The organism is Carboxylicivirga mesophila (assembly GCF_018271975.1).
In the GTDB taxonomy this organism is placed as follows: Bacteria; Bacteroidota; Bacteroidia; order Bacteroidales; family Marinilabiliaceae; genus Carboxylicivirga; species Carboxylicivirga mesophila.
The window spans coordinates 36,777-54,140 of the sequence record NZ_JAGUCN010000005.1 but is presented as its reverse complement, the minus strand read 5'-3'; the positions used below and the strand labels follow the sequence as shown (position 1 = coordinate 54,140).

Sequence of the window (17,364 nt, the reverse complement as noted above, 5' to 3'; positions counted from 1 at the left end):
ACGAATCAAAACGATTGATTAAAAAACAATCTGTGATTCGGTTTCGGCATTAACCCATGATATAAGCAAAATGCTCTATCAATCATTTTGTTATTCATTTGGTATAAGTTGGGTGTATTATGCAGAAATAGTCTGGTGACTAATATATTCCTTTAATTTTTTAGAATGCACAAGAAAGCCCGGTTTAAGGCCGGGCTTTGTCGTATGCTATCTTATAATGTTCTTAGTTTTTAAGCGAGCGATTAAGGTGCACCATTTTAATGGCTGTTACAGCTCCTTCATCTCCTTTATTACCATGTTTGCCACCAGCGCGGTCTATGGCTTGTTGCTGATTCAGTGTGGTCAGCAAGCCAAATATAAACGGTATTGGATACTGCACATTTAAAAGGGTCATACCTTGTGTCACACCATGACAAACGAAGTCGAAGTGTGGTGTTTCACCTTGTATCACACATCCCAGGCAAATAACAGCATCAACATCTGTCATCTCAGCCAGATATTTGGCACCAGCGGTGAGCTCAAAGCTGCCAGGTACATATTTTTTAATGATGTTGTCCTCCGAAGCCCCGTGCTTAATAAGGGTGTTATAAGCTCCTTCGTATAATGCCTCGGTTATCTCGGTGTTCCACTCCGACACCACAATGCCGAACTTCATTTCAGCGGCCGATGGTACATCAGCTATATTGTAATCTGATAAGTTTTTAAGACTTGTTGCCATTGTTTACAGTTTTGTGCAAAAATAAAAGAGGTTGCCTACATAGACAACCTCTTTTTAATATTTTAGTTCAAAATTACTTCGTCTGCAGCTTAGCACGTGTCAGATACTTGTCAACCTGACGGGCTTCTGCTGATGATGCATACTTATCTTTAATTTTTTGATAAGCCTCAACAGCTGCTTTGTAATCACCTTTTGCCTCATACATTACTCCCAGCTTCATCAGGTAGGTAGGAGCTGTCAATGAATTGTCATAAGAGGCTGCTGTTTTGTATTGTGAGATAGCCTTATCGTTTTCTCCCAATTCAGCGTAAGCATCACCTAATGCACCGGCTGCAGTAGCTGCCACCATTTCTTCACTAGAAGAGAAGCCTGATAAGTAGTTAACAGCTTCGTTGTAATTACCTAAATGAAGGTTAGAAACACCTGCGTAATATGCCGCCAGCTTACCAGCTTTAGTTGAGCCATATTCATCCATGATCTCAATGAAACCATAATTCTGTCCATCGCCATTTAAAGCCAGCTTAAATGAATCCTGCTCAAAATACTGCTGAGCATAGAACACCTGCTTTTGAGCTTCTTGCTCCAATGGTAAGAAATAGAATTTCTTTAATCCCCAGTATCCGGCTACTATGATGATGATTGCCAAAGCAATCATACTTATTCTGTTCTGATTCTCTTCAATAAAGTGCTCCGTCTTACTCAATGCGCTTTCTACATTCTCGAAGCTATCATCTTGATGCGTATGTTTCTCTTTTGACATTGTAAGTAAATTTTTATTCGAATGCCAAAAGTAATCCTTTTGACCAAAAAACAAAAGATGGATTATTACTTTTTGTGGCTTCCAGATAAATATTTTAATGTCGATGCTATCCGGTAATCAATGTCGCGGTAATCTAATGGTGTTAGTTCGGCCGAATAGTTCTAAAAATATTGAAAGGCATTTTTGAACAATCCTGCAGGTTAGTTACTTTTGCACAAAACCATTTTACATGCACATCAGGCACCTTAATCTTATCAATTTTAAAAATATTGAACAGGCCGAAATAGCCTTTTCACCGGGTATTAACTGCCTGGTGGGCGATAATGGTTCAGGGAAGACCAATGTGTTGGATGCACTGTACTACCTGTCGTTTTGTAAAAGCTACTTTAACGCTGTTGATAGCCAGAACATTAATCATCAGCAGGAATTCTTCGTGGTTCAGGGACAATATTTGCGCCATGATGAGGAGGAGCATATCTATTGCGGCCTGAAGAAGTCACAGAAGAAACATTTTAAGCGCAACAAAAAGGAATACAGCAAGCTTTCGGAACATATTGGCCTATTGCCATTGGTGATGATATCGCCATCGGATGAGCAACTGATTAATGAAGGAAGTGAGCAGCGCCGTAAATACATCGATGGTGTTATATCGCAGTATGATAAGCCCTTTTTGGATGATTTAATGCGTTATAATCGCTCACTGATGCAGCGTAATGCAACTCTCAAGCAATTGAAAGATAGTCATTCCGGTGATTATTCTATGCTCGATTTATGGGATGAGCAACTGGAGCAGCTGGCCAACCGAATTTATGCGCGCCGTGTTGATTTTATTAAAGAACTGGTACCGGTTTTTCAAAAATATTACGCCTATATCTCCGATGGGAAGGAAGAGATTGCACTCACTTATAAATCCCATTTACACGAGGGTGATTTAAAGGGGCAGCTGGCAGCAGTGCGCTCTAAGGATATTGTGTTGGGTTATACTACCAAAGGCGTTCACAAAGACGATCTTGAATTGTTGCTGGGAGGTTACTCAATCAAAAAAATAGCTTCGCAGGGGCAGAAAAAGACTTTTTTGATTGCACTAAAGCTCGCTCAATATGAGTTTATACACAAGCACAATGGCATTAAGCCTATTTTATTGCTCGATGATATTTTTGACAAGCTGGATGACGCACGCAGCAATCGCCTGCTTCAGCTGGTTGCCGAAGATGTGTTTAATCAGATTTTTATAACCGATACCAATAAACCGTACTTGGTTGATATAGTGAAACGAACAGGTAAAGCATATAAGGTGTTTGATGTGGCAAATGGACAGATTGCTGAGAACTCATAATCACATTTATGCAATGCAATTTATTAAAATACTGGCTACTGCCTAATAATTAATAACTTAAGTATGCGTCGACGCAAAACACAAGCCATAAGTGATGTAATAAAGGAGGTGCTTAAACAGCAGAATCTGAATAAAGGTATGCTCGAGAACCGGGCTGTGCATTACTGGGCAAAAGTACTTGGGCCATCGGTGGCACGGGCAACACATCGTATCTACATCCGTAATGGAATTCTTTATGTGGAAATGACCTCCAGTGTGTTGCGCAACGAATTATTGATGTGGAAGGATAAAATCATTGAAAACCTGAATCAGGCTATAGGCGATAATATTGTTCAGGATATAGTGTTTCGATAGAGGAAATGGATAACAGGAGGCGAATGACAAAGTGCTTTGGATAACATCGCTGTGGAAATAGCTAACCGCCATAAGCTATCAGCTTTTTTGAACTAAAAAAAGCCCCTTGCAATGCAAGAGGCCTCTGTAATTTTAACTTTTGTCTACGGGTGACGTTCCAGTAATTCCTTCGAGCTAAAGAAGAAGTGGCATTCACGTTCAGCACTGGCATCGCTGTCTGAGCCGTGAATCGCATTATGAGCTTTACTTTCAGCAAAAAGCTTTCGGATGGTGCCTTCTTCCGCTTCAGCCGGGTCGGTGCTGCCTATCAGTTTTCTGAAGTCTTCCACTGCATTTTCTTTCAAAAGAATAGCAGCCACAATAGGTCCCGATGACATAAAGTCAACCAGTTCGGGGAAGAATGGACGCTCTTTGTGCTCTTCATAGAAGTTTTCGGCATCTTCCTTCGATAATTTTAGGGATTTAATAGCCGAGATGCGAAATCCGGCTTCTTCAATCATATTGAGAATGGCGCCGATATGCCTGTTTTTTACGGCTCCCGGCTTAATCATAGTAAGTGTTTTCAGTCCTGCCATATTAGCTGATTAATTTAGTGTAAGGGTAAAACTTAATATTCCGAAAATACAAAAAAAATAGTCTTTCAAAATCTATATCTTTGTCAATTCAACAAAAAATTACAATGAATATTCAAGACAAGACACAAATAGATTTATTAAAAACTAAGATAGATAACAGTCGGAAAGTCATAATTGTTCCGCATAATAATCCCGATGGAGATGCTTTAGGTGCCGCATTGGGCCTATATAATACATTGAGGAATATGGACAAGGAGGTAACAGTGATATCTCCAAATGAATTTCCTGATTTTCTCAATTGGATGCACGGCGTGAATGAGGTATTGATTTACGATAAGAGCATCAAGAAGTCGACCAAACTAATTAAAGAGAGTGAACTGGTTATTTTTGTTGATTTCAATTCATTGACGCGTATCAAACTGATGGGTGAGCTGTTTGAGCAGGATGATACGCCCCGTATCATGATTGATCACCATCCATTTCCTGATGCTAATGTGGCACAACTACAGATAAGTGTACCTGAAGCTTCGTCAACCTGTGAGTTACTCTTTCATGTGTTGAATGAGGCTGGCTTAAAAGATGCTGTGACCAAAGAAGCTGCCGAGTGTATTTATGCCGGTATCATGACCGACACAGGCTCGCTCAATTACAATTCTAACCGCCCCGAAACATACCTGATTGTAGCAGAGTTGTTGCGCATGGGCATTGATAAAGAGCATATTCATCACATGATATTTCATAACAACTCATTTGATCGGATGCGCTTATTAGGGCATGCACTGGGTGAGAAGATGGAACGTTTACCCGAGCTGAAAACAGCCTACATATCGTTGAGTCAGGAAGAGTTAAAACGCTTTAATTTTAAACCAGGCGATACCGAAGGATTTGTTAATCAGGCGCTGTGGATCGAAGGCGTTAACTTATCAGCTTTGTTTACCGAGAAAAAGGATTTAATAAAGATATCATTCCGTTCGCGCGGGGGGTTTCCTGCTAATAAGTTCAGTGAAACCTATTTTAATGGTGGAGGACATTTTAATGCTGCCGGTGGAGAATCAAAACTTAAGCTGGATGAAACAGTTGAGCGGTTTAAAAATGTATTAAAAGAATTTTGTGATGCCAATGGCTTTAATTAGAATACTGGTTGTTGTATTAGTGACCATCGGTTTTTTAAGTGGGTGTAAAGAAAAACCCAGAGAAAAAAAGCAGGTGACCAAAGACATGCTTTTGGAGATGAATAAAAAGATGGTTAGTGCCGAGGTAAAGGTGATTGAGCAGTATATTGCCGATAATCATCTGGATATGACCAAGTCTGGAACCGGTTACTATTATCAGATTAATAAGCCGGGTGTTGGAGATTCAATACGCTATCAGGATGCAGTGAAACTAGCTTACACAACCAGTTTGCTTGATGGAACCATCTGTTATTCGTCGGCAACTGATGGATTTATGCAATTTACGGTTGGAAAGGCTCAGGTGGAAGCGGGGCTTGAGCAATTTGTTCAGCACTTGCAGCAAGGAGCCATTGCTAAACTAATATTGCCACCCTATTTGGCTCATGGTATTGCCGGTGATGGCAATAAGATTCCTAAATTGGCGATAATAGTAATGGATATTGAGGTGTTGGAGGTGCAAACAAGCCAATCATTGCCATAATAAGGTTTGAAGATTGCATAAAAATGATTTTCTTTGTGTGCTTGTCAAACTGACATAAAAAATAATTAATGAAGACTGGAAATAGATTTTTTAACCTGACTATACTTATCGCAATTACATTTTTAATTGGATTTGCTGCTTGTAATGATTCTTACAATTACTTTAACGTAAAGGAAGCCTTAGCTGCTGAACAGGAGTTGTTGGAACGCTATTATGACGAAGAGATGGATAATGGTTTAAGCAGGCTGGACTCATTGACAGCAGCGTCAATAGATACAGTTGACCATCGCTTTGAATCAGGTTTGATGATGTTTCACACAGAATTAGGTGAAAAGGACCAACCTGTAGAAGCTTATAAAACGGTAGGTTTCAGATACACAAATTATGCAATAGCCTTACAAATGGATACCCTCGTAGATGGTGTAGATACAACATTTGTAGAAAAAACAGTAGAAGTTTTTAGAGAGAGTAATGAATACGCCATTTCACCATTTACGTTTACAACTTATCCGGTTGGTGGCGTACCCGGAGCTGGTTCAAATGTTTTCCCTGGTGTTAATGAAGCTGTGTTACACATGAATTTATTTGGCAAAGCTAAACTTGTTCTTCCATCTCTAATCGCAGATAATCAGTATAATACTCATATATTTGAGTTGGAAGTGACCTATTTGGAGCAATAAATAATCAGTTGAATATACAGAACCACCTCGTTATGGGGTGGTTTTTTTTTTACCCTAAAACAGACCAGTAATTTATATCAATTTTTTATTAGCGATATTTTAACGCAAATTGTAAGAATTGTACATTTAAATACTATCTTGCTTTCCGTTTTTAAATAAATTAATCTTTTTTGTGCAAAATTGTTCATAATGAAGGTGGTAAGTGTTTGAAAACGAAACTCAAAAACTAATATTTTATACACAAACTAAAAACAAGGGAGGTGGGTTCTTGATCCACCTTTAAGAATTAATTAATCGAATTATGTCTAGCAAAAACAACAAGGTATTGCCAATAGTAATGATGTTCTTTCTATTTGCAATGATTTCATTTGTGACTGGATTGTCAAACCCAATGGGTGTGATTGCCAAAAATCAGGATGGTATTCTTAACTGGATGTCTCAGTTAGGGAATTTTGCTAACTTCCTGGCTTATTTACTTCTAGGTTTACCTTCTGGGATTCTGTTGAAGAAAAAGGGTTATAAATTTACGGCCTTAACGGCAATTGCGCTTGGTATTCTGGGTGTTGGTGTTCAGTTAATTTCAGGCTTAATGCCATATGAAATTGGTGATAACTTCACACCAATCTTTACCGTTTACCTAACAGGGGCATTGATTTCAGGTTTCTCAATGTGTATGTTAAATACTGTTGTTAATCCAATGTTGAACACCTTAGGAGGTGGAGGTAAAAAGGGTAATCAGTTGATTCAGTTTGGAGGTTCATTGAATTCAATGGCAGCAACCATTGTCCCAATTTTGGGTGGTTATTTAATTGGAGATCTTGCTAAAGCAACCATGAAAAATGCTGTTCCTGCCTTGTTAATTGCTATTGGTATTTTTGTTGTAGCTTTTATTGTATTAGCAATCGTTGCTATTCCTGAGCCACATAACAGAGATGTAAAAGAATCTAAAGTTATAGAGAAGTATAGTGCAATGTCATTCCGTCACTTCGTTTTAGGTACAGTGGCAATTTTCTTATACGTAGGTATTGAAGTTGGTATTCCAAATTTTATCAACCTTTACTTAACTGCAGCTAAAGATGCTGCAGATGGAGCAGCAGGTATGGGTATTGATCCTGCAGCTGCCGGTTCGGTAGTTGGTACATATTGGTTTTTAATGTTGATTGGTCGTCTCACAGGTGGAGTTTTAGGTAGCAAATTTTCGGCAAAAGCCCAATTGACTTTTGTTAGTACCTTGGGTATTATTTTTGTTGCTTTAGGTATTTTCCTTCCATCAACTATTTCGGTCTCAATGCCAGTATTTATGTCAGACCTAAGTTTTGGTATGCAGACAGTTCCATTAGCGGTAATGTTATTTACTTTGTGTGGTTTATGTACTTCAATTATGTGGGGAGGTATCTTTAATCTGGCTGTTGAAGGTATTGGAAAATATACGGAAATGGGTTCTGGTATTTTTATGGTAATGGTAGTTGGTGGTGGAGTTCTTCCATTGATTCAAGGAGCCGTTGCTGACCTTACAGTAAGCTACATGGCCTCTTACTGGGTAATTGTTGCTGCTCTTGTTTATCTATTATGGTATGCATTGGCAGGATGTAAAAATGTAAACAAGGATATTCCTGTAGAATAAGGGAAATTCGTATGATATAAAACGACTTCCTGGACTAACTTCAGGAAGTCGTTGTGTTTAAAGAAATCGATTAACTATTAAAACTAATCAAATGAAAAAGGTATCTGTTGGCGTGGATATAGGTGGTACAAACACCGCCATTGGAGTAGTTGATGAAATGGGTCATGTATTGACTAAAGACAGTATTTCAACACCGTCGCATGGTGATATAAATAAATACATCGAAGATTTATCTGCTGCAATCAATAAGCTTATCACCAACGCTAAGTTGATGAATGAAGAAATTGAGATTATTGGTATTGGCGTGGGAGCGCCTAATGGCAACTATTACAGCGGAACTATTGAATATGCGCCTAACTTGTCATTTAAGGGCGTAGTGCATGTTGTTAAACTGTTGAAAGCACATTTTCCTGAATTGGAAGCCATCGCTTTAACTAATGATGCAAACGCTGCTGCTATTGGAGAAATGATTTATGGTGGAGCCAAAGGCATGAAAAACTTTGTAATGTACACACTTGGTACAGGTGTAGGAAGCGGAGTTGTAGTGAATGGTGATCTTGTGTATGGTCACGATGGATTTGCTGGTGAATGTGGGCATACTACGTTAGTGCCGGGAGGTCGTTTGTGTGGCTGCGGTGCTCAGGGACACCTTGAAGCATACTGTTCTGCTCCGGGTATGAAGCGTACAGCATTTGAGTTGCTGGCTAAATACAACGCAACAGATAGTCCACTAGCCAATCATACATATAATGATTTGACATCTAAAATGATTTACGATGCAGCTGTGGCTGGTGATAAAGTGGCTTTGGAGGTATTTAAACTGACAGGCCATCACCTTGGTCAGGGTATTGCCGATACCATTCATCATTTAAGTCCTGAGGCTATATTCCTCTTTGGTGGTCCATTGGCGGCCGGTGAGCTAATTCTTAAGCCTACCAAGGAAAGTATCGAGAAGCATTTATTACCTATCTTTAAAGATAAAATTCAATTATTGCCATCGAAGCTTGATGCCGGTGATGCGGCTATTGTTGGAGCAAGTGCCCTGGCATGGAAAGAGTTGGATAAGTAATAAGCGTATAACATTATTAAATGAGCCTGTTCGATATAAATTCGAGCAGGCTTTTTTATTTAGTAGAGGTAATCAGCATGCTTTTATGACTCATGGTTTGTAAATATCTGATTATTTGGCGTAAATAGCTCTTATTTTGTTTTAATTGAATTATAAAAGTAAAATATACCTTTAAAATGATATAAAAGTAAATATTACTTTTATATTTGTAGGTATGAATAAAAGTATATACGATCAGTATCAGGAGAATAAACGCTTTGTAGCTGTCGATTGTGTCATTTTTGGATATGAGGAGGAGCAGCTTAAATTGTTGGTTTTTGAGCGTGATATTGAACCTGCAAAAGGTGAGTGGTCGTTGCTTGGAGGCTGGGTAAATGTCAATGAATCAACCGAAGCAGCGGCACGCAGAGTACTTCATAAGTTAACTGGTCTGGATGATGTTTACCTGGAGCAGGTGCATACATTTTCTGATCCTAATCGTGATCCAGGAGGGAGTGTAATAACGGTTGAGTATTATGCTTTAATAAAGATTGATGATAAGGCAGCGAATTTGATCAAAGATTACGGTGCTAAATGGTTTACAATAGCCGCATTGCCGAAGCTTATTTTTGATCATGATATTCTGGTTCAGAAGGCCCTTGAGAAGTTGAGATTGCGTTCCAGTTATGAAATTATCGGGCGTAAACTATTGCCGGAGAAATTCACAATTACCCGTTTGCGAAACTTGTACGATCAAATATTTCAAAGGCAATTTGATCCTGGAAATTTCCGAAAGAAAATTCTGTCGCTCAAAGTTTTGGAACGACTTGAAGAGAAAGATATGTCGGAATCTCGTAAAGGCGCTTTTTACTTTAAATTCAAACCTAAACAGGAGGGTGAATTTAGCGATCCGATTTTTAAACGTTCAATTTAATACTACTAACTGCACTTTATTATATTATGGAACAATTTGAATTTACTGAACATTCACACCGCAGGTATAATCCGTTAACAGGTGATTGGGTATTGGTTTCCCCCCACCGGACAAAGCGCCCGTGGCAAGGGAAGGTTGAGAAGCCGGCCATTGAAAAGCGTCCGGAATATGATGAGAAATGTTACTTATGCCCTGGAAATGAGCGGGCAGGAGGGCATAATAATCCCGAATATAAAGATGTATTTGTTTTTCAGAACGATTTTAGTGCCTTGGTACCTGATATTCCTGAAGGCAATTACAGCAATGGTGAATTATTTAAGGCTGAAAGCGAGAGAGGTTTTTGCAAGGTTATTTGTTTTTCGCCTCGCCATGATCTGACTATTCCTGAGATGGAGGTGACTGATATTCGAAAAGTAGTGGATTTGTGGTGCAATGAATACCAGGAAATTGGCGCACTGGACTATATCAATCATGTTCAGATTTTTGAAAACAAGGGTGATATCATGGGGTGTAGCAATCCGCACCCACACGGGCAGATATGGGGACAATATTCGGTGCCTGTGGAGCCAGCTAAAGAAGCGGTGATGCAGAAGGCTTACTTCGATAAGCACGGTAAAACACTTTTGGAAGACTATGTAGCTGAAGAGTTAATGACGGGTGAGCGTATCCTGGTGGAGAATGACCATTTTGTGGCGCTGGTTCCGTTTTGGGCAACCTGGCCGTTTGAAGCGATGATTGTGAGTAAGTGTGCTGTAGCAAATATTACTCAATTAACCGAAGAAGAGCGCACTGCTTTAGCCGATGCTTACAAAAAGCTGACGGTGATGTACGATAACTTATTTGAAGTGTCGTTTCCTTATTCAGCGGGCATTCATCAGGCCCCAACAGACGGGCAGGAGCATCCTGAGTGGCATTTACACATGCATTTTTATCCACCTTTATTACGTTCGGCAACGGTTAAGAAGTTTATGGTAGGCTATGAAATGATGGCCAATGCTCAGCGTGATATTACTGCTGAACAGGCTGCCCAACGCCTGCGTGATTTGCCAACTGTACATTATAAAGCTAAATAAACAATAACACTTAATTCAGTTTAGAAATGCAAATAACAAGTTTAATTGAGAAAATCAACGGTGGAAATAATCCGTTTTTTAAAGAGTTATATGGAAACGATGAGGCTGTATTGAAAGCTCAGGCTGATCGTTATATTAAATACATTAACGAGTTTAAAAACATATATGGTAATGATGACGTAATGCTGTTAAGTTCGCCAGGTCGAACTGAAGTTGGAGGTAATCACACCGACCACCAGTTAGGACGTGTATTGGCTGGAGCAGTTAATTTGGATAACATTGCAGTTGCTGCGCCTAACGGTACCAATATAGTCCGCATCACATCTGTGGGTTTTGATCCTTTCGAGGTTGATTTGGGTGAATTGGAAGTGACTGAGTTTAAATTAACACCTGGTAACATTGTAAGAACCATTGCAAAGGAGATTAAAGCTTTGGGTTTAGAGATTGCCGGCTTTGATGCGGTAATACATGGCAGTGTACCTGAAGGATCGGGATTGAGCTCTTCAGCTTCTTTCGAAGTATTGATTGGAGCCATTTTCAGTAACTTGTTTAATGATGGTAAGTTGGATCCGGTGGATAATGCCAAGATTGGCCAAAAGGCTGAGCATGCTTGTAAGAAGTTTTGTGGCTTAATGGATCAGACGGCTTGCGCTGTGGGTGGGTTTATTACCATTGACTTTGCTGACAAAGCCAATCCGGTTGTAAAAGCTTTGGATTTTGATTTTGCCCAAACAGGATATTCATTAGTTATTACCAACACTGGAGGTAGCCATGGTGGATTGGATGAAGAATACAATGCATTGCCTGGTGAAATGAAGGCGGTTGCTAAAGAGTTGGGCCAAGAAGTATTGCGTCCGTTGTCAATGGAGGATGTGGTGAAAGGTATTCCATCTATTCGCGAAAAAGTAGGAGACCGTGCATTATTGCGTTCTATTCACTTCCAGGCAGATAACTCACGTGTTGTATATCAGGTGGAAGCTTTAGAGTCAGGTAACTTCGACAAGTTTCTGGAACTGGTGGTTGAGTCAGGTTTTAGTTCATACATGTATAACCAGAATATCTTTGTTGGTGGCGAAACCAAGCATCAGAATGTAGCATTAGCATTGGCATTGAGTGAATTAGTGCTGAAAGGCAAAGGCGCCTGGCGTGTGCATGGTGGTGGCTTTGCCGGTACCATTCAGGCTTTTGTGCCTAATGAATTATTAGATGATTATATCACAACACTAGAGTCGGTATTCGGCAAAGGCAACTGTCACAAGTTGTTTATCCGCTCTAAAGGTGCTGTTCAGGTAGAATTATAATTTGTTTTTAATACTAACTACACCAATTTTCTTAAAAACGAATGAATATGACAAAAGCATCTGATGTATTTACATTAAGAAATAATAATCAAGTAGAGGTAAGCTTTATTGCGCGAGGTGGACAAATCACCTCCATTAAAGTGCCTGATGCCAATGGTGAAATAGCTGATGTAGTCATTGGTTATGACACTGTTGAAGAAGCATTAGCTGGTGATACCTATTTTGGAGCCATTTGTGGCCGTTATGCCAACCGCATTGTAAAAGGGCAGTTTGAGTTGAATGGTCAGCAGTATCAGCTGGATACCAATAATGGCCCGAATCACCTGCATGGTGGGGTAGATGGATTTAATCTTCGTACATGGGAGGTGGAAGAAGTGGATTTACCGCAATTTGCCCAGGCCTATAAGCTTAGCCTGGTGAGTCCTGACGGCGATCAGGGTTATCCCGGCGAACTAACGACTATTGTGACCTATGGTTTAACGGAGGATAATGAGTTGGTGATTGAGTATGATGCAGTATCCGATAAGGATACCATTATCAACCTCACATCTCATGCCTATTTTAATCTGGATGGGGCAGGAATAGGTACAATTGCCAATCATCAATTAACTATTAATGCAGATAAGTTTACACCGATTGATGGCGAAATAGGAACAGTGACAGGCGAGATTGCAGACGTGAAGGATACCGCAATGAATTTTATCACTGCGAAAGCAATAGGTGAAGCTCTAAACGCTGATTGTCCACAAGTTAAGCTGGTAGATGGTATCGATCATAACTTTGTGATTAATGGGTATGATGGAATGGTGAGATTGGCTGCGCGTTTGGAAAGTCCTTCTTCAGGCCGGGCAATGGAAGTGTATACCGATCAGCCAGGCGTGCAAATTTACACAGGTAGTCATTTTGATGGTACCGAAACAGGTAAGCAAGGTAAGCCAATTGAAAAATGGGCTGGGGTAGCACTGGAAACACAGATATTCCCTGATTCGCCTAATAAAGCACATTTCCCGGAAGCTACTTTAAAAGCTGGGGAGTATTATCGACACACCTGTGTTTATAAGTTCATTTAATATTAAGTATGTTATAAGAACCACTTCTATTATTTAGAGGTGGTTTTTTTATGCTTCAAAAAAACGCTTAACTTCGCGGGGCTAAAACTAAATGTGATGAGTAAAAAGAAAGATATCTATAAAGGTGCGATGGAGTTATTTGTTGAAAAAGGCTTTGCAGCATCTGTCAATGAATTGATTGAACGGATAGGTATCGCCAAGGGTACTCTTTATCATCATATTACAAATAAGGAGCAGCTAATTATTGATATCTATAAGCAACTGATGTTTGAGGTAGAAGAGCAGTGTGTAAATGTGCTCACCGAGGATCAGAAAGAAAACACTAAGCAAGTGTTTAGTGGTATAGTCAAGTGGTTCATAACGCATCCTGTTAAGTTTCATTATATCAATATATTTGAATCAAGTCCTTATATGAAAATGCATTTTGGTCTGGTAGAAGATACCAAAGAGGGGCCGCGTCGTTTTATTATGCAAAAAGTGAATATGGGCATACTAAAAGCCTATAAGACTGATATGATTGCTTTCTTCGACTTTGCCTTTACCAGGGCTACGGCTAATTACTTCCTGAATTCACCAAAACCCCTTAAAAGTTTTACTGAAGAATTTGATGCCGCTTTTGATATGTATTGGGATGGGGTGGCCAAGAAGCAAATGCCTGCTAATTAGTTGTTTCGTAAAAGTGTTTTGTTATTGTGGGTTAAGGAGTTGTTGCTTTTGTTGATAACTTCTTAAAAAATGTTAATTATTTCTGTTAAGAAATTTGGTCTTTTATACAGAATTAACAGAATTTTAACGTTGAGAAAACCGACCTAATGGTCGACTTTGGCACCTTTGTCTTGGATAAGTTGAATGCGAGGTGAGTGTTCAATGGCTTGATATTTAGGAATGTAATACAATAATAAATACGTTTTAATTTTACGACTAATTTAATCAATCATGAAAAAAGTATTGAGATTATTTGCATGTATGATTATGGTTTTGGCATTTTTCATTATGCAAACACATGCACAGGTAACTACATCCAGTATGGGAGGACGTGTTACTGATGCAGAAGGGACTATAATCGGTGCAACGGTAATTGCTACGCACACACCTTCAGGAACAACTTATGGTACCATTACTAACACTGAAGGACGATTCAATTTCAACGGTATGCGTGTAGGTGGTCCTTATACGGTAAAAGTTACGTTTATTGGATATGGCGACTTTGTAAAAAACAATATCACATTGAGTTTAGGTGAGAATTATGTATTGGACGTAGTTCTTACCGATGAAGCAACATCATTAGATGAAATTCAAGTTACTGCAGTTCGCACTAAATTTTCCAATGAGAAAACCGGAGCTGTTACCAATATCTCAAACGATCAGATAGTTAATCTGCCAACAGTAAGTCGCAGTGTAATAGATATTACCCGTCTTTCGCCATATGGAGGCGATGGGATGAGTTTTGCCGGCGCAGATGGTCGTACGGCCAACTTTACAGTGGATGGAGCTAATTTCAACAATAACTTTGGTTTAAGTGATGCTCTTCCTGGTGGAGGAAATCCAATTTCTATTGAAGCAATTGATGAATTGCAAGTTGTGATTGCTCCTTACGATGTACGACAAACTAACTTTATTGGTGGTGGTGTAAATGCGATTACAAAATCGGGTACCAATAAATTTAAAGGAAGTGCTTATGTTTTTCATAGAAATGAAAACATGCGCGGGGATGCTGTTCACGGTCTGCAAATTGCTGGTGCGCGCGAAGAAGATCGCAATACAACCTATGGTTTCACTTTAGGTGGTCCGATTATCGAAAACAAATTATTCTTTTTTGTAAACGGCGAAATAGCTAAAACACCAACCGTTGCGAATCGCTGGAGGGCTTCAACCGATGGCATTGCTGATCCGGACAATTATATCTCACGCACAACAGAAAACGATCTTCAGATGGTTTCCGATTTTGTGAGAAGTAACTATGGGTATGAAACAGGATCTTACACAAGTTTCCCTGCAGATGAAAGCAACAAAAAATTGCTTGCTCGTCTCGATTGGAACATTTCAAACAAACACCGTTTGGCATTGCGTTACAACTATACGAAGAATCAATCATGGCGATCGCCTAATGCATCTTCTATGGACGGGGGTACTCGTATGTCTGAGGCGAGGATGTCACAGGCTTCAATGTCATATGCCAACTCGATGTATTCGATGGACAACCTTGTTCATTCATTCTCTTTTGACTTAAATAGTCGTATATCGGATAACATCTCTAACCAATTTTTGGCAACATACTCTAAGCTCGACGATATTCGCGGAACAAATTCTGATCAATTCCCTTTTATCGACATTCTGAAAGACGGGCAGGCTTACCTTTCTTTAGGTTATGAACTCTTTACATGGAACAACGGTGTTCACAATGATGTAGTGAATATTAAAGATGAGTTGACCTTTTATTTAGGGAATCATAAAATATTTGGTGGTATAGCTTACGAGTATAAAATGGCCGATAATGCTTATATGCGCAACGGTACCGGCTACTATCGTTACTCAAGTCTTGATGATTTCTTAAATGGTGCAACACCTGAGATTGTAAACTTAACTTATGGTTATGGTGGAGAAAGTAATCCGGCAGCTCGTGTAAGAAGTAATAAATTCGGCATTTATGCACAAGACGATTGGAGTGTTAATGAAAGATTTAAACTTTCGTATGGTATGCGCCTTGAAGCTCTTATTTTCAACAACGATGATTTGATAACAAATCAAGCTATCAAAGATCTTGATTACTCGGGTCGTCATATTGATACTGGAAAGTGGCCAGATGCAAATATTATATTTTCACCCCGTGTTGGTTTTGTTTGGGATGCATTTGGCGATAAAAGCATGAAAGTTCGTGGAGGTACCGGTCTTTTCGCAGGTAACTTACCGCTTGTGTTCTTCACCAATATGCCAACCAATGGAGGTATGGTTCAATACCAGGCACAGATAAATGCAAGAAATGCTGCGAATAATGGATTCTCGATGGATGTATTTGATGGTGGCCTTGTTACCGACGCTAATGGAAGAGCTACAATTGGAGCATTGCATGATAAATTGGTAAGTTTAGGTTATCCTACGACAATTTCACCTGAGGATGGAACAGTACCGTCGTCTATTTCTGCAGTAAATCCGAGTTTTAAAATGCCGCAAGTATGGAAAACCTCGCTGGCTGTTGATTATGCATTCAATACATCTTTCCCATTGTCAGCAACTGTTGAGGGAATTTACAATAAAACAATTAACGGCGTTACACTTTCCGACTGGAGTATTCCAAATGTAGGTGGTTTTGCTCGTTTTAACGGGGTTGACAATCGTCCTATTTATCCCGACGGTTACCGCACTAACACACCGGCATTCATGTTGGAAAATACCAGCAAGGGATATGGCTGGTCTGCCAACATCACGATTAATGCCCGACCTACAGAATGGATGAGCATGATGGCCGCGTATACACATACAGTGGCAAAAGATTTAACCGGAATGCCGGGTTCTAATGCTGAATCAGCATTTACATATGTTCCTACAGTTGAGGGGCCAAATAACATTAAGCTACACAATTCTCAATACACCACTCCCGATCGTTTGATATTTTCTCTTAATGCGCACGACAAGTGCGGTAATCATTACGGTCTTATTTATGAAGGATGGCGAGGTGGAAGAAGCTACTCATACATGACGGTAAACGATATTAATGGTGATGGCTACAACTACGATGCAATTTATATTCCAACCGACAGAGAGGTGGAAAATGGCGATTTCCGTTTCGTTTCTGAAGACGATAAGACACGTTTTATGGACTATGTGCATGCCAATGATTATTTGAAAGATAATCAAGGCGACTATGCCGAAGCCTATAGTCTATATTCTCCTTGGGTACATCGTGTAGACTTTAGCTATAAGCATGATTTTAAGCTAAAAATTGGTAATAACGATCACAAGCTGCAACTTAGCATGGATATAAAAAATGTGATGAACCTGTTTAACTCAGAATGGGGTGTGGCTAAGAACCTGAATCCTGAAATTGGTTCAGAAGCCCGTATTCTCAAATACGAAGGAGTTGACGCAGACGGGGTAGCTACATTCTCTACACCTTCTTCAATATCTGGTGATACTAAAACATTCACACCAAGCTATACTTTGGGGCAAACTTGGTATGCGTTAATTGGTATCAGGTATGTTTTTAACTAATTACAGAGTATAGATAATATGAAACGAGT

General features: G+C 39.5%; 16 protein-coding genes. 13 read left to right on the top strand and 3 right to left on the bottom strand.

The window, feature by feature from the left end; all coding sequences use genetic code 11:
• Positions 1 to 223: 223 nt before the first annotated feature.
• Both ribH and KEM09_RS06025 read right to left on the bottom strand, forming a co-directional pair.
• On the bottom strand, positions 224 to 718 hold the full coding sequence (ribH, locus tag KEM09_RS06030) for a 6,7-dimethyl-8-ribityllumazine synthase (RefSeq protein WP_212226752.1): 495 nt from the start codon (positions 716 to 718) through the stop codon (positions 224 to 226).
• Positions 719 to 791: 73 nt separating this feature from the next.
• Positions 792 to 1,478 carry a tetratricopeptide repeat protein gene (locus tag KEM09_RS06025; protein WP_212226751.1) on the bottom strand — a complete coding sequence of 229 codons (687 nt, stop codon included), beginning with the start codon at positions 1,476 to 1,478 and terminating at the stop codon, positions 792 to 794.
• 229 nt (positions 1,479 to 1,707) lie between these two features.
• On the opposite strand from KEM09_RS06025, the gene recF reads away from it, so the two are divergent.
• Both recF and KEM09_RS06015 read left to right on the top strand, forming a co-directional pair.
• On the top strand, positions 1,708 to 2,814 hold the full coding sequence (gene recF, locus KEM09_RS06020) for a DNA replication/repair protein RecF (RefSeq protein WP_212226749.1): 1,107 nt from the start codon (positions 1,708 to 1,710) through the stop codon (positions 2,812 to 2,814).
• 63 nt (positions 2,815 to 2,877) lie between these two features.
• Positions 2,878 to 3,168: a DciA family protein gene (locus KEM09_RS06015; protein ID WP_212188460.1), complete on the top strand. Its 291-nt coding sequence runs from the start codon at positions 2,878 to 2,880 to the stop codon at positions 3,166 to 3,168.
• A 143-nt stretch (positions 3,169 to 3,311) separates the two neighbouring features.
• Here the strand turns inward: KEM09_RS06015 and ndk are convergent, their stop codons facing one another.
• Positions 3,312 to 3,743, bottom strand: coding sequence for a nucleoside-diphosphate kinase (gene ndk, locus KEM09_RS06010; RefSeq protein WP_212188459.1), 432 nt, complete (start codon positions 3,741 to 3,743; stop codon positions 3,312 to 3,314).
• Between the two features lie 104 nt (positions 3,744 to 3,847).
• Here ndk and KEM09_RS06005 point away from each other — a divergent pair, with 104 nt between their 5' ends.
• The 11 genes from KEM09_RS06005 (at position 3,848) to KEM09_RS05955 (ending at position 17,335) form a co-directional block, all read left to right on the top strand.
• Entirely contained in the window at positions 3,848 to 4,876 is a 1,029-nt protein-coding gene (locus tag KEM09_RS06005; protein WP_212226748.1) for a DHH family phosphoesterase, read from the top strand.
• A complete protein-coding gene (locus KEM09_RS06000; protein WP_212226746.1) occupies positions 4,863 to 5,396 on the top strand; it encodes an FKBP-type peptidyl-prolyl cis-trans isomerase in 534 nt (177 codons plus the stop codon). The genes KEM09_RS06005 and KEM09_RS06000 overlap by 14 nt, the downstream gene beginning before the upstream one ends.
• Before the next feature lie 68 nt (positions 5,397 to 5,464).
• Positions 5,465 to 6,076 carry a hypothetical protein gene (locus KEM09_RS05995; protein ID WP_212226744.1) on the top strand — a complete coding sequence of 204 codons (612 nt, stop codon included), beginning with the start codon at positions 5,465 to 5,467 and terminating at the stop codon, positions 6,074 to 6,076.
• A 301-nt stretch (positions 6,077 to 6,377) separates the two neighbouring features.
• Positions 6,378 to 7,700, top strand: a complete 1,323-nt coding sequence (locus KEM09_RS05990; RefSeq protein WP_212226742.1) for an MFS transporter — start codon at positions 6,378 to 6,380, stop codon at positions 7,698 to 7,700.
• A 91-nt stretch (positions 7,701 to 7,791) separates the two neighbouring features.
• On the top strand, positions 7,792 to 8,769 hold the full coding sequence (locus tag KEM09_RS05985) for an ROK family protein (protein ID WP_212226740.1): 978 nt from the start codon (positions 7,792 to 7,794) through the stop codon (positions 8,767 to 8,769).
• 214 nt (positions 8,770 to 8,983) lie between these two features.
• Positions 8,984 to 9,682: an NUDIX hydrolase gene (locus tag KEM09_RS05980; RefSeq protein ID WP_212226738.1), complete on the top strand. Its 699-nt coding sequence runs from the start codon at positions 8,984 to 8,986 to the stop codon at positions 9,680 to 9,682.
• A gap of 26 nt (positions 9,683 to 9,708) precedes the next feature.
• A complete protein-coding gene (locus KEM09_RS05975; RefSeq protein WP_212226736.1) occupies positions 9,709 to 10,755 on the top strand; it encodes a UDP-glucose--hexose-1-phosphate uridylyltransferase in 1,047 nt (348 codons plus the stop codon).
• Between the two features lie 26 nt (positions 10,756 to 10,781).
• A complete protein-coding gene (locus tag KEM09_RS05970; protein WP_212226734.1) occupies positions 10,782 to 12,056 on the top strand; it encodes a galactokinase in 1,275 nt (424 codons plus the stop codon).
• Between the two features lie 47 nt (positions 12,057 to 12,103).
• Positions 12,104 to 13,126, top strand: coding sequence for an aldose epimerase family protein (locus KEM09_RS05965; RefSeq protein WP_212226732.1), 1,023 nt, complete (start codon positions 12,104 to 12,106; stop codon positions 13,124 to 13,126).
• Positions 13,127 to 13,222: 96 nt separating this feature from the next.
• The gene (locus KEM09_RS05960) at positions 13,223 to 13,792 is read left to right on the top strand and encodes a TetR/AcrR family transcriptional regulator (protein ID WP_212188449.1); all 570 of its coding nucleotides are present in this window, start codon (positions 13,223 to 13,225) and stop codon (positions 13,790 to 13,792) included.
• Between the two features lie 270 nt (positions 13,793 to 14,062).
• Entirely contained in the window at positions 14,063 to 17,335 is a 3,273-nt protein-coding gene (locus tag KEM09_RS05955; protein ID WP_212226730.1) for a TonB-dependent receptor, read from the top strand.
• Positions 17,336 to 17,364 lie beyond the last annotated feature (29 nt).

What these genes read in the sequence shown, in the direction of transcription:
- KEM09_RS05980 (WP_212226738.1), top strand. Translation starts at nt 8,984, where the DNA reads ATGAATAAAAGTATATACGATCAGTATCAGGAGAATAAACGCTTTGTA.
- KEM09_RS06000 (WP_212226746.1), top strand. Translation starts at nt 4,863, where the DNA reads ATGGCTTTAATTAGAATACTGGTTGTTGTATTAGTGACCATCGGTTTT.
- KEM09_RS05960 (WP_212188449.1), top strand. Translation starts at nt 13,223, where the DNA reads ATGAGTAAAAAGAAAGATATCTATAAAGGTGCGATGGAGTTATTTGTT.
- KEM09_RS06025 (WP_212226751.1), bottom strand. Translation starts at nt 1,478, where the DNA reads ATGTCAAAAGAGAAACATACGCATCAAGATGATAGCTTCGAGAATGTA.
- KEM09_RS05970 (WP_212226734.1), top strand. Translation starts at nt 10,782, where the DNA reads ATGCAAATAACAAGTTTAATTGAGAAAATCAACGGTGGAAATAATCCG.
- recF (WP_212226749.1), top strand. Translation starts at nt 1,708, where the DNA reads ATGCACATCAGGCACCTTAATCTTATCAATTTTAAAAATATTGAACAG.
- KEM09_RS05990 (WP_212226742.1), top strand. Translation starts at nt 6,378, where the DNA reads ATGTCTAGCAAAAACAACAAGGTATTGCCAATAGTAATGATGTTCTTT.
- KEM09_RS06005 (WP_212226748.1), top strand. Translation starts at nt 3,848, where the DNA reads ATGAATATTCAAGACAAGACACAAATAGATTTATTAAAAACTAAGATA.
- KEM09_RS06015 (WP_212188460.1), top strand. Translation starts at nt 2,878, where the DNA reads ATGCGTCGACGCAAAACACAAGCCATAAGTGATGTAATAAAGGAGGTG.
- ribH (WP_212226752.1), bottom strand. Translation starts at nt 718, where the DNA reads ATGGCAACAAGTCTTAAAAACTTATCAGATTACAATATAGCTGATGTA.
- KEM09_RS05985 (WP_212226740.1), top strand. Translation starts at nt 7,792, where the DNA reads ATGAAAAAGGTATCTGTTGGCGTGGATATAGGTGGTACAAACACCGCC.
- KEM09_RS05975 (WP_212226736.1), top strand. Translation starts at nt 9,709, where the DNA reads ATGGAACAATTTGAATTTACTGAACATTCACACCGCAGGTATAATCCG.
- KEM09_RS05995 (WP_212226744.1), top strand. Translation starts at nt 5,465, where the DNA reads ATGAAGACTGGAAATAGATTTTTTAACCTGACTATACTTATCGCAATT.
- KEM09_RS05965 (WP_212226732.1), top strand. Translation starts at nt 12,104, where the DNA reads ATGACAAAAGCATCTGATGTATTTACATTAAGAAATAATAATCAAGTA.
- ndk (WP_212188459.1), bottom strand. Translation starts at nt 3,743, where the DNA reads ATGGCAGGACTGAAAACACTTACTATGATTAAGCCGGGAGCCGTAAAA.
- KEM09_RS05955 (WP_212226730.1), top strand. Translation starts at nt 14,063, where the DNA reads ATGAAAAAAGTATTGAGATTATTTGCATGTATGATTATGGTTTTGGCA.